The 12,955-nt window shown below is 42.0% G+C and carries 10 protein-coding genes and 1 pseudogene; 9 read left to right on the top strand and 2 right to left on the bottom strand.

Annotation, left to right across the window (positions count from 1 at the left end; all coding sequences use genetic code 11):
* A pseudogene (locus tag L4C33_RS14040) lies at nucleotides 1–140 on the bottom strand (MATE family efflux transporter); the annotation flags it as partial.
* Nucleotides 141–241: 101 nt separating this feature from the next.
* Here L4C33_RS14040 and L4C33_RS14035 point away from each other — a divergent pair.
* Nucleotides 242–1,192, top strand: coding sequence for a LysR family transcriptional regulator (locus tag L4C33_RS14035; RefSeq protein ID WP_428813051.1), 951 nt, complete (start codon nucleotides 242–244; stop codon nucleotides 1,190–1,192).
* Between the two features lie 105 nt (nucleotides 1,193–1,297).
* Here the strand turns inward: L4C33_RS14035 and folE are convergent, their stop codons facing one another.
* Nucleotides 1,298–1,951 (bottom strand): GTP cyclohydrolase I FolE, encoded by a 654-nt coding sequence (gene folE / locus L4C33_RS14030; RefSeq protein WP_428813050.1) that lies wholly within the window; start codon nucleotides 1,949–1,951, stop codon nucleotides 1,298–1,300.
* Between the two features lie 173 nt (nucleotides 1,952–2,124).
* Between folE and moeA the strand changes: the two genes are divergently transcribed.
* The 8 genes from moeA to L4C33_RS13990 form a co-directional block, all read left to right on the top strand.
* A complete protein-coding gene (gene moeA / locus L4C33_RS14025; RefSeq protein WP_428813049.1) occupies nucleotides 2,125–3,360 on the top strand; it encodes a molybdopterin molybdotransferase MoeA in 1,236 nt (411 codons plus the stop codon).
* A gap of 8 nt (nucleotides 3,361–3,368) precedes the next feature.
* Entirely contained in the window at nucleotides 3,369–4,121 is a 753-nt protein-coding gene (moeB, locus tag L4C33_RS14020; protein WP_428813048.1) for a molybdopterin-synthase adenylyltransferase MoeB, read from the top strand.
* Nucleotides 4,122–4,307: 186 nt separating this feature from the next.
* Nucleotides 4,308–6,440, top strand: coding sequence for an LruC domain-containing protein (locus L4C33_RS14015; RefSeq protein ID WP_428813047.1), 2,133 nt, complete (start codon nucleotides 4,308–4,310; stop codon nucleotides 6,438–6,440).
* A gap of 11 nt (nucleotides 6,441–6,451) precedes the next feature.
* Nucleotides 6,452–6,946 carry a hypothetical protein gene (locus L4C33_RS14010; protein WP_428813046.1) on the top strand — a complete coding sequence of 165 codons (495 nt, stop codon included), beginning with the start codon at nucleotides 6,452–6,454 and terminating at the stop codon, nucleotides 6,944–6,946.
* A 153-nt stretch (nucleotides 6,947–7,099) separates the two neighbouring features.
* Nucleotides 7,100–7,414 carry a hypothetical protein gene (locus L4C33_RS14005; protein ID WP_428813045.1) on the top strand — a complete coding sequence of 105 codons (315 nt, stop codon included), beginning with the start codon at nucleotides 7,100–7,102 and terminating at the stop codon, nucleotides 7,412–7,414.
* Nucleotides 7,415–7,495: 81 nt separating this feature from the next.
* On the top strand, nucleotides 7,496–8,338 hold the full coding sequence (locus L4C33_RS14000) for a sulfurtransferase (protein ID WP_428813044.1): 843 nt from the start codon (nucleotides 7,496–7,498) through the stop codon (nucleotides 8,336–8,338).
* A 53-nt stretch (nucleotides 8,339–8,391) separates the two neighbouring features.
* A complete protein-coding gene (locus L4C33_RS13995; RefSeq protein ID WP_428813043.1) occupies nucleotides 8,392–10,650 on the top strand; it encodes a bifunctional diguanylate cyclase/phosphodiesterase in 2,259 nt (752 codons plus the stop codon).
* 103 nt (nucleotides 10,651–10,753) lie between these two features.
* Nucleotides 10,754–12,955, top strand: a 2,202-nt coding sequence (locus L4C33_RS13990) for a putative bifunctional diguanylate cyclase/phosphodiesterase (RefSeq protein ID WP_428813042.1), incomplete at its 3' end; no start/stop codon positions are given.

Here is a 12,955-nt window from a genome sequence, read left to right as displayed (position 1 = left end):
TAGATAGATGCACCCAAGCCACCAGCAGCTAAAGCAGAAACACTCATACGTGACATCATCCAAACATCAGTAAGAACTAATGCCATGGAGATCAATTGAGAAATGATTAAAGGGAATGCAAGTGCTAGAATTTTTTTCATGGGAGCCTCTGATTATTTGGCTCAAAGTTACGGATTATCAGGCTGGCGTTCAATTAATTTATCTGTCATTCTAACATTCCAAAAACTCATGCGAATGATTTATGACCCCTTACCCAAACCTGCCCTATTCACACAATGGATTAAGAGCCTTTGAATCTGTAGCTCGTCTTATGAGCTTTACGCTCGCTGCTGATGAGCTTAATGTCACTCAAAGCGCAATAAGTCGCCAAGTTAAACAACTTGAGGATGAGCTAAGCGCATCTTTAGTGATTCGAAAACACAGAGCAATTGAACTCACACAGCAAGGGAAAGACCTATATCTAGCACTGCGAGAAAGCTACGCTTCTGTTGAGTCAGTAATAGCTTCATGGAAAGAACCTAGGCAAAAGCGCATTGTTATAAAGGCAACACTCAGCTTTGCTACTAGAGTGTTAATTTCTAAAGTTCATGAACTTAATGAGCGCTACCCTGATTATGAGATTGTCCTGATCCCAGTAATTGAAGAAGATGAAGCGCTAGAAAGTACCGACTATGACCTATTAGTTTTCCACACTCGTTTAAGAGGTCGCTACGACAACAAACCCAATCTATTTTTCTTACGCGAAGAGTTCATGGCGCCCGTATGTGCACAAAGCCTAGCGACAGACCAAACAGATCTCGACTCCATCTTAACCATGCCTAGGCTACACCCGACTCTTGACCACCACGATTGGAAAGTTTGGTTAGCCGATGTTGAATTTCCGCCTTCGGCTCCAGTTCGTAACACCAGCTTCTTATCTTTAGATATGGCGTTAAGTGCATGCTTATCAGGCCAGGGGGTAACGGTTACTGACTTACTTCTGATCTTACCCGAGCTTGAACGCGGTTTCTTGTATTGCCCAAGCCACGCGAAAATTCAGCACAGTGCATGGACCTATTACATACATCAACAAACTCAAACAGAAATCATCGACGATCTCGTTATGTGGTTGACAGAGGAATCGAATAAAGAAGTTGAACGTTTAAAAGCACTGGCCTTAAAACAGCATTGGCATGGGGTAATTAAGCTCTAATAAGAACAGCCTAAAAAGTGGGTATGGTTTGAGGATACAGAAGTAAAAAGCCCCAGCAACAATGCTAGGGCTTCGTAATTCGATAATTTGGTTAAACTAGATAACTTATCGTAGACCGTGTAAGAACTCGTGTCGGGTTGCCGGCTTACTTTTGAAAATACCGCCAAGCGCCGTTGTAGTCGTTTCGCTAGTCGCATCCATCACACCACGAGATTTCACGCAGTAATGAACAGCATCCATAGTTACAGCCACATCTTCCGTTTCTAATAACGTTTGCAGAGCCACTAAAATTTGCTGAGTCATTCGCTCTTGCACTTGTGGGCGCTGAGCAAAGAAACGAACAATGCGGTTGATTTTAGAAAGACCGATTATTTTTCCACGAGGGATATAAGCAATTGCAGCTTTACCATCGATAGTGACAAGATGGTGCTCACAGGTGCTCGTCAGTGTGATATTTTTCACACGTACCATTTCGCTGACATTCATCTTGTTTTCAATRACAGTGATCTTCGGGAAGTTACTGTAATCCAAACCAGAGAACACTTCATCCACATACATTTTTGCAATACGGCTTGGTGTTTCTTCTAAACTGTCATCAGAAAGGTCAAGCTCAAGTAAAGAGAGAATCTCACGCATGTGATACTCAATTCGTTCTTTCTTTTCTTCTCGGCTTACATCATTCGGGTTCATTGGTGTTTCTAACCCGCGATTTGCTAGCGCATCTTTAACCAACTTCGCTGATTCGCTAAGACCTGACATTCCTATTCCTCTATACATTACCCATTTCGGATGGCAACCAAGGATACGCGTAATTTTGAATAAATACACCCATATTTTAAGGGAGGTCATTATTTTGAACTCTCAAAATATGCTAAAGTAACTCGCATTAAATTCGATAGATCAATAACTAGAACGATAAAGKAATTTCAATTATGGGCTGTTGTGACGCTCCTGGCTTAATGCCAATTGAAGACGCATTAGACAAAATGCTAACACCGATTAAACCAATCCAATCGACACTTTCTTTACCTCTTGCTGAAGCGCTAGGATTTGTTCTTGCTGAAGACGTCCTTTCCCCTATTTTTGTCCCACCTTTCGACAATTCAGCAATGGATGGCTACGCACTGCGCCTAGCCGATCTAGAAAACAGCAAAACTCTACCTCTCGCAGGTAAATCGTTTGCAGGACAGCCCTTTGAAGGCGAATGGCCAGTAAACACCTGTATTCGCATTATGACTGGTGCAAAAATCCCACATGGGTGTGATGCTGTCATTATGCAAGAAAACACAGCAGTAACCGATGCTGGTATCGAGATACAACAAGAAAGCATCTCTCTAAATAACAATATCCGTGCAACGGGTAACGATATCGCACAAGGTGACATTGTTCTTCAGAAAGGCGCTCGCTTGACTCCGCGCGACATTCCAATGATTGCTTCGTTGGGTATTAGCCATGTGAGTGTTGTTCGCAAACCAAAAGTCGCGTTCTTTTCTACCGGCGATGAACTTAAGAAGCTTGGTGAGACACTAGAAGATGGGCAAATTTACGATAGTAATCGTTACGGTATCAAACCGCTCATCGAAGCATTCGGTTGTGAAGCGATTGATCTTGGAATAATTCCAGATTGCCCTGCAACGCTAAAAGAAACGTTCAATCAAGCTCAACAACTTGCTGATGTTGTGGTTACTTCTGGCGGTGTCAGCGTTGGTGAAGCTGATTACACTAAGGACATCCTAGAAGAGTTAGGTCAAATCGGTTTTTGGAAACTCGCTATTAAGCCAGGTAAGCCCTTCGCTTTTGGTCAGTTAGATGACGCATGGTTCTGTGGTTTACCAGGCAATCCAGTGTCAGCGGTATTAACCATGTATGTTCTTGTGCAGCCAATGCTTGCAAAACTAGCCGGTCACAGTGAGTGGAAAGCGCCAGAGTCTATTCCAGCAATTACTCAGTCAGCTTTTAAGAAAGGTCCTGGCCGAACAGATTACCAACGTGGTATCTACCGCATTGAAAATGGCCAATTCGTTGTTGAAACAACAGGAAACCAAAGCTCAGGTGCATTCCGTTCTATGAGTCTTGCAAACTGCTTTGTCGTGATCGAAAAAGAACGTGGTAACGTGGCAGTTGGCGAGACCGTTCAAATTCAACTGTTTAATTCAACTCTGTACTAGGCAATTTAATGGAAATTTTATCTGACCAAGAGATGCTTCGTTACAACCGTCAAATCATTCTTAAGCAGTTTGATTTTGAAGGCCAGGAAGCATTAAAACAGAGTTCTATTTTAGTGTTAGGCGCAGGTGGTTTAGGTTGTGCATCTGCGCAGTACCTTGCTACCGCAGGTGTCGGTAAACTGACATTGATTGACGACGACCTAGTTGAGCTTTCCAACTTACAGCGTCAAGTGCTGCACACAGACAACGATGTAGGCAAACCGAAAGTCGAATCTGCGGCTGAGTCCTTAAAGCAATTAAACCCGCATTTATTGGTCGACACTATCGCCAAAAGACTCAACGATGAACAATTGAAAAGCTTAGTCGAGTCACATTCACTGGTGCTAGATGCCAGCGATAACGTAGAAACACGTAACCAATTAAACCGACTTTGCTACGCGTCAAAAACACCTCTTGTTTCAGGTGCAGCTATTCGTATGGAAGGTCAAATCAGTGTCTTTACTTATCAAGATGAAACTGCTCCCTGCTACCAATGCTTAAGTGCCCTGTTTGGAACAGCTGCTTTAAGCTGTGTTGAAGCGGGCATTATGGCTCCTGTGGTTGGCATTATTGGTGCAACTCAAGCTTTAGAAGCCATCAAAGTTATTGCTAATTTTGGTACACCTAAATCAGGCAAGCTGCTTATCCTTGATGCCATGTCTTTAAGTTGGCGAGAAATGAACTTAATGAAGATGCCTAATTGCCCAACGTGTAGCAGTTAGCACACTGCAACAAGTTTAAGTATTTAACCCCTAAAAGCTCCGCGACTGCGGAGTTTTTTCATTCTCATTCTGACTATCAAAATTAAAAAACCTCGAGTTTGATTTTTTAACCTATAAAAACAACAACTTAAAAGCGGCACGTTCTTTGATAGATACTCCTTAATATTCAAAAATAAGGATGTTGTCATGAAGCTTCTAACGTTCAGTTTACTTTTTCTAGCATCATTAAAGGTGTGGGCTGCACCATTCGATACTTGTCCTAGTAAGGCTTACCTTTTTCAATCAACCCCTGTCGAAGTGTGGGGGGTAAACCTAGTTACAGGTTCAACCGCACTACTTGAAGACGACACCGGTATGGATGTAGGAATTAACGCCGTAGGTTTTGATTTTGAAGACCGCTATATCTACGGCTACAACACATCCGACAAACAAATCGTTCGACTGGGTAAGGACTTCCAAGCAGAAGTCGTCAATACTATCGATTTACCGACTGACCATACTTTCTTTGTAGGTGACGTATATAATCATGTTTACTACCTGTACCGTAAAGGAAAAGGGTTGTTTACTATTGACCTATCCCCTCTTGACGACGACGCGAGCGCCTCTGTTACAGTCGTCAAAGTATCATCAACCGCGACAGTCAATCTTACTGATTTCGCCTTCCACCCTAGTGATGGTTCCCTCTATGGCGTCGACAACAATTCAGGGTATTTATACAGTTTTGATCCCACGACTGGGGTCGCGACTTCTATTGGTGATACAGGGGAGCTCGGTACTTTCGGAGCCGGCTACTTTGATGTGAATGGCTACTACTACGTATCTCGAAACCAAGACGGAAAAATTTACCGTATCAACCTCTCCCCAGATAATGCCGATAACATCGCAGCCGGTATCGTGCCTGCTGTCGAATTTGTCTCAAACGGCCCTTCTTCAAGTCAAAATGACGGTGCCCGTTGTGCCAACGCACCTGTGATTGATGAAGACTCAACTATCGATTTTGGTGACGCTCCCGATACATACAAAACAACCTTGGCAAATAATGGGCCACGTCATCAACTTGATGGACTCACGTGGCTTGGTACCTCAGCACCCGATGGCGATGACGGCAGCATTGTTAGCCCACAAAGTGATGACTCAACAGGTATCGATGATGAATGGATCGACGGAGGTATTGGTATAGTTACCGCGCTTGAATCAGGTTTAGATGCTCGCGTTGTAGTTGACGCCTCAACGTCTGGCTACCTATCTGCATGGATTGATTGGGATCAGGACGGAACATTTGATGGAGCTAACGAACAAGTATTTACCGACTTACAGCTTGAAGCAGGTGAAAACACCCTGTTCCTCAATGTAGATATTAATGCTTTAGCAGGAACTACATGGGCACGATTTAGATTCAGTAAACAGACTGGGCTTAATTACTTTGGTGGCTCAACATCAGGTGAAGTTGTTGATTTCCAAGTTGAGGTACTAAACAACGGTGCCACAGCTCGATACTTCCCAAGTGCTTCGAGCTATGCGACTTTAGCCTACGAAGATAACTGGCCTTATAAAGCCGATTACGACATGAACGACGTAGTCATGTTCTATCGTATAACTGAAATTCTTAAAGATGGAAAAGTCGTTAAATCAACGATAGACGGTCGCCTAGCAGCATTAGGGGCGGACTATCGAAATGGCTTCGCAATACGTCTAGAAGGGCTACTTCCTGGTGCTGTTGACAATGCCGAGTCCTACATGAAACAAAACGGTAATTTCACATCCTCAGGTCTGGAAGATGGAAGAACAGAAGCTATTTTCATTGTGAGTAGTGACCTAAGCCAAGATGTATCAAGCAGTTGTAATTTTTATAGGACTCGCTCTAACTGTAAAGAAGATGAACAGTTCATATTCCAAATTGGTATCACATTAACAGGTAGCGGAGTAGATGATTCAAATTGGACGGACATGCCTTATGACCCATTTATCTTCGCAACTCCAAGTTACTACCATGGTGAAAACCTCCCTCTTCACCCGGGTAGAAGCTGGGAAGTACATTTAGCCGACAAAGCACCGACAGAAGCGTTCGACACCGACAACTTATTCAGCACAGGGCTTGGTGTCGACGACAGTAACCCTGAAACCGGAAAATACTTCAAGACTGCAGAAAACCACCCGTGGGCGCTACTCATTACTTCAGCAAGTGAGTGGAAATGGCCACTAGAAAGAGTTGATATTGTCACGGCCTACCCTAATTTCGCTGACTACGCAGAATCAGGGGGGCAAGAATCAAAGACTTGGTTCAATACCCCTGCAGCTAATAAACGATATGAACCATAAGGAGTAGCACCATGAAATCACAAAGATACGATTCAAATATCAAATTTGGTAGTTCGGTGCTGGCTCTATCATTTATTACTGCTTGTGGAGGTGGTGACGGAGGCGGTGACGGAGGGACGACAGGAACCTCAACACCTTCTGTACCGTCAACAACTCAAGCTGTTGCTACGGAGGCTGGGCCAAGTCGCATGGAAGAGCTCGTCGTACCTGACGGTTTCGATTATAACCCGGTCACTAAGTTTGAAATGAGTTTAGATATAAGCGACATTACAACACAACGCGCATTCGTGTCCGTCTATAGCAGATTCACAGAGCGGGCTAACAGCACACTTAAGCCCGACTACTCAAGTAAAGTGATCGCGAGTTCATTAACCGATGGAAAAATAGATTTAACCTTTCCAGCACCAAACGTCCATGAACAGCTCTTGGTAGAAATTTGGTTCTATGATGGGCAAGATCCTATGCAAAAAACTTTTAGCACGGCAAACAATACCATCACTTGGTAACTAATATTTCGCGTAAACGGCTTAACAAAGCGCCTTATTTCACTGTATACGACGCTGACCTCCAAAGTCAGCGTCTTTACTTTCCGCGGTATATTTCCATTTATATAAAAGATCACGTATTGTCTAAATATTCGGATTTAACGTTTCGATCGAATGACTAAACTAAGACTTGCACTGTTATTGCTGTTTATTGGCGTTGGTATCCTCTTAACGCTGACTTCCTTCCCAGTAGCCAAACCTACAGGTAAAGAACTTAAGGCAACAGCCCTTGCGAATACGTTGACTCAGTCACTTGATGGCCAACGTAGGTATCTCACGCTTCAAATAAATCAAGGCCCAACATTCAGAGTCAGCATTCCGATTCAAGTCACTTGCCCGGTTGGATCCACCGTATATATCGAAGAGTTTTCATCACTTTTTTCTAATAATAGTTACCGCTTTGTCCGTTGCTTTGAAAACTATAAATAGATAGGCTATCTCTGACTCAGTTTTATCTCAACCATCCAAGTAAACACCTAAAATATATAAATAAAAAAGGATTTCCCCTACATGCAATCACCGCTTATTTCACCACAGCAATTAAACCAGTTACTAGGCCAAGCCAACACCATCGTTCTCGATGCTAGCATCAACTTCAAAATACCTAACGAGCAACCTAAAGTTCACGGTGCAGTTATCCCTACTGCAGTTAAATTCGATTACGACAAAGTATTCTGTGACCAAGAGTCTGCCCTACCTCATATGTTTCCTTCAGAAGCAGATTTCAATACAAAGGCCAAAGAGCTTGGGCTAAACAACGAAAGTATTATCGTGGTTTACGACAATGCGGGAACATATGCGTCACCACGCGCTTGGTGGATGTTAAAAGCAATGGGTCATAAAGAAGTTTATGTCCTAGACGGTGGTTTACCCGCTTGGATTGAAGAAGGCTACATGGTGAATAAAGTTTACCGAAAGGAAAAAGAGCTGGGTAACTTCGAAGGGAAACTCGATCCCGATTACTTTATCAATGCAGATAAAGTTAACCAATTTTCTAGCCTTCAAAGCGCTCATATCCTCGATGCTCGCTCACAACAAAGATTCGACTCACTCGTCCCAGAACCACGCGAAGGGCTACGTAGTGGGCATATCCCAAACTCAATCTGTTTACCATTTTCTGAGGTTATGAGTGGTGGCAAGTTAAAACAACCTAAAGATTTGACGTTAGTCTTTGATAAACTAAGCTTAATTGACGATAAACCTATGATTTTCAGTTGTGGTTCCGGCGTTACTGCATGCATAATACTGCTGGCCGCTTATATCATACAGCGACCAAACCCAATGGGAATATACGACGGTTCATGGACTGAGTGGGGAGCGAACCAAAGCTTGCCAATTTCTGTCACAGAGTAACAGAACCTATGAGTACGCTATTTGGGCGTACTCAAACAACTCAAAGGCGTTTTATGGCTGTATTTAGAAAAAACATCTGGATGATCTACGCGTTTATCGTTGGGATCACTCTGATTCTTTTTTCTCTGTACGGCTATCTACAATTCAAAGAAAATCGTAAAGACTTCAAATTCCAGCAAACGCTGCAAGTCGAGTTATTTTCAACATCTGCCAATTCGTTATTCACAAGCCAAGAAGCGCTCTTAGAAGTAATTGGCTATCAACTTGTGAATCAAAATGACTTCACTCGCACTGCTTCAATGCAAATCCGTCCTATTTTAGATCAGTTACTTGATGCTCATACTGCTATTGCTGCATTTGGTTTAACAAACCCTAAGGGCGATTACATATCAGTGACTTCCAATATTGCTCTCAGTGAGCAGCCTAATCTACTCAGCCAGGAGCACACTAGAGAATCTTTTCAGGCAGCACTAAATAGCCCCCATATGGTCATTGGCAGAACGTATTACCAGAATTCGCTTGGTAGTTATGTCATTCCTATTCGCAAAGCAATTCATGTTCCCGGTCAAGGCGTGAAAGCCGTTATGACTGCAGGCTTAAAAATTGATGACGTGATCGCTTTTCACAATGAGATGCATGCAGGGCCGTACAATACCCTTTCATTGATCCGTACCGACCATTACCGACAGTTTATGTCGAGCGATAGACAAGGTTCAATCTACGAAAACCCCGTCGACAAAGCTCTATACAAACTCGTGCTTAGTAACCTAGCATCACAACACGCGATGACAGTAGAAGAAGCGAAAGTAAGTAATCAAAGTTACTCGGTTGAAGTACAAGAACCAATTCAAAGCTCTCTTATTACTGTCAAATTCCTACGAGATTACAATCTCTGGGTTGTAGGTCGTACTAATCTCGATTATGTCGATAATCTGTTCTATCAAAAGTTTAGTCTCTACTTTGTCGTATTTATGCTGCTTAACATTGGCTTTTATTCCTTAGTCAATTCCGTCGCTAAAGGTGAGAAGAAGTCTCGTAATCAGTTAATTTATCAAGCTAGCCATGACTCCCTGACTCTCTTGCCTAACCGACACTATTTACGCATGGAGATGCACCGCTGGCTAGAAAATAAGACTCAACCTTTTTCTCTACTTTTCATTGATATCGATAGTTTTAAAAGCGTTAACGATACTCATGGTCATGATTTTGGTGATAAGGTTCTGAAATTAATCGCGAGTCGTCTTTCTACTTTTGTAAAACCCTCGGACTTAATGGTGAGAGAAGCAAGCGATGAGTTCATATTCCTTACCTGTACGACAGATACTGAACAAGTCAAAGAACTCGCACAAGATATTATTGATGCACTCGCCGTACCTTATGAAGTCAACGGATCTCAGTTCTTACTCAGTAGCAGTATTGGTGCGTCTAAATTTCCAAAACACGGAAACGACTTAGACGCCCTACTTCGTGCCGCTGATATCGCAATGTATCAAGCTAAGCAGCAGCAAAACTCTTACAGCCTGTTTACTTCGAAAATGCAAGAGTCACACCTTTTCAAAATGAAGGTTGAACAAAAGCTTCGATTAGCCATAGAAAACAACCAACTCTTTATGGTGTTTCAGCCACAAGTAAAAGCAGATGGTTCCATTCATGGCGTAGAAGCACTAATACGTTGGATAGACGAGGAGTTAGGTTTCATAGCTCCTGATGTATTTATCCCTATTGCGGAAAGTTCTGGGCTTATGGGTAAACTCGGCCGTTTCATCATAGAGTCAAGTATCGAACAAATAGCATCGCTACAACGTAATGATGAAATAAAATTTGGACTGTCCGTCAATGTATCCGTCAGGCAATTCATGCAACCTGATTTTGCATCTCACATCCTTGATGTACTCAAGAAAAATAGTTTCGAAGAGAGTTTGTTAACTCTTGAGATAACCGAAAACCTGTTTATAGAAGACCTTGGGCACGTAAAACCGATTTGTGAAGAATTACACCGCAAGAACATTAAGATATCCCTAGATGACTTCGGTACAGGTTACTCGTCACTCAGCATGTTAAAAGCACTTCCTATTGATGAAGTTAAAATTGATAAAAGCTTTATCGACAGTATTCATAGCGACCAACAGTCTTTAACTATGGTTCAAAACATCATCGCTATAGGTAAAAACTTTGGCATGATCGTTCTAGCCGAAGGCGTTGAATCAACGGATCAATTCGATATTTTGAAGCAATGCCAATGCGACTTAATGCAAGGCTACCTTTTCTCTAAACCTATCACGTCGAAAGAATTAACCAGTTACCTTAAATAGTGCCCTAGATCCCACCAAACACTAATGCATATGTACTACCCATAGTTTTTTACAGAATTGAGTGCTATAAACATACAGGAGTACACTCTGTAGGACTTTGAGTATGGCGAAAAACAGTTACAGCATTTGGCACTTTTACCTAGTAACTCTTATTTTGAGCATAATAGGATTTGGCTACTTATCGATGAGTTTATGGGAGAAAAGTGTCCTTAATGTTCATGCTGCTCAAGAGAGACAAGTCCTGTCCTTTTCTAACTCAGTGAATTCCTTACTCAAAACTCAAGAGTTTTTTCTTGAAGTATTAGGGTTACAAATTGATCGTCAGCTGACTTTAAATGAAAAAAATGAAGCAGTTCAGTTGCTTGACAAAGTTATTGAAGATCAAAGTGAAATAAAAGGAATTAAGGTTCTGAGCATTGAAGGCGACTTATTAACTGCAAGTTCCAACCTATCTATCGAAAAATCTACCAACTACTTAAGTAACCCGAACACTAGAAGTTCCTTTTTACATGCGCTGAACTCAACCAAAATGATCTTAGGTAGAACCATTTATGGTGAAAACCTACAATCAAACCTGATCCCTACTAGGTTCACGGTCCGAGACGCTAACCATCAGCCATTACTTGTCATGGCAGCCGCTTTAACATTAGATGAATCCAAAATATTCAATTCCTCGCCTCACCTAGGTCCTCATAATGAAGTCGGAATTATTCGGAATGATGGTTATATCCAGTTTTATTCCAAAGAAAATGTTCTTAAGCGCGATTATAGCCAGGCAATAAGCAAGGCGAACCACACTACAATGGCGCAGCAGTTCTTCAAAAAATTTCACATCACGATGAAAGATGCGCGGAAAACTAATAAGGTATTTACACTATTTATCGAGCAAGAAGATGTAACGTCACAGACGTCTCTAATTTACGATCAAGACTTCAACATGTGGGTGGTCTCAAAGGTTGACTCTAAGTACCTCATTCAGGAGTTTTTGCCATCTTTCATCTTGACCTTATTTGCATTCATCACCGTTCACATCATTTTATTCTTGCTACTAAAGAAGATTACAACGAACGAAAAAGAAAAGCGTAAGCAGTTATTGCACCGTGCGAGCCACAATCTTCTGACCGAATTACCCAACCGTATTTACTTCCAATCAAATGCGTACAAGTGGACCAATAATCTAAGAAAACCCTTTAGCCTAATCTACATCGATTTAGATAACTTTAAGGGCGTAAATGACGCCTATGGTCATGCGACTGGTGACCAGATACTACGAAGAGCGTCAGAACGCCTAAAAAGCTTGGTTCCTGACAATGGGTTGCTTATTCATGAATCTGGTGATGAATTCCTYCTCCTTACCCACTCCGTGGGACAAGACAATGTCCAACAGCTTATTACAAAATTGATGAACCAAATCCATCAACCTTTTGCCGTTGACGAACATACCCTAATGATAAGTGCGAGTGTTGGCGTTGCTCAGTTCCCTTTCGATGGAAGGACGATCGAGGAGCTACGCTGCAATGCTGACTTTGCGATGTTCAAAAGTAAAAAAACAAAAAATACCGCGACATTTTTTACCCTAGAGCTTCAACATAAAAAGCTGCTTAAACTAAAAATGGAACACAAGCTAAGAAGCGCGATCAGTAACCGTGATATCTACATGTATTATCAACCACAACTAGACGCTGATGGTTCACTGCACGGTGTAGAAGCTCTGGTTCGTTGGCACGATGAAGAATTAGGCCAAGTTTCACCGGAGAAGTTTATTGGAATTGCAGAATCTAGCGGTCAGATGCCAAAACTAGGTCAACTCATTGTCGAACAATCATTATCAGACATTGCACGCATACAGGAAATAACAGGAAAAGAGTTCGACTTATCGATCAACATTTCAGTGCAACAGCTCACTATGGATAACTTCATTCCGGATCTTATTCGTCAAATTGAAACGTTCCAGTTTCCGAGGCACCAACTTACTCTTGAACTCACTGAAACAATGATGATGACAAATATTCAGTCAATCAAAGAAAAGCTTGCTGAGTTACGCTCACTCGGCATCAAAACGTCATTGGATGATTTTGGAACTGGGTACTCGTCACTCAACATCCTAAAAGAACTGCCACTTAATGAACTTAAAATTGACCAAAGTTTTGTGTTCAATATCAACTCAGATCCAGCCCAGTTGGAGTTGGTTAAACACATCATCGAAATTGGCAAAATGCTCAATATGCAGATAGTGGCTGAGGGCGTTGAATCACACCAACATGCCACTCTATTAAAATCAATGAATTGTGACATATTACAAGGG

Origin of the sequence: Vibrio makurazakiensis, assembly GCF_050337375.1 — a bacterium.
Classification (GTDB): Bacteria; Pseudomonadota; Gammaproteobacteria; order Enterobacterales; family Vibrionaceae; genus Vibrio; species Vibrio makurazakiensis.
This window is presented reverse-complemented; position numbering and strand designations above follow the sequence as displayed.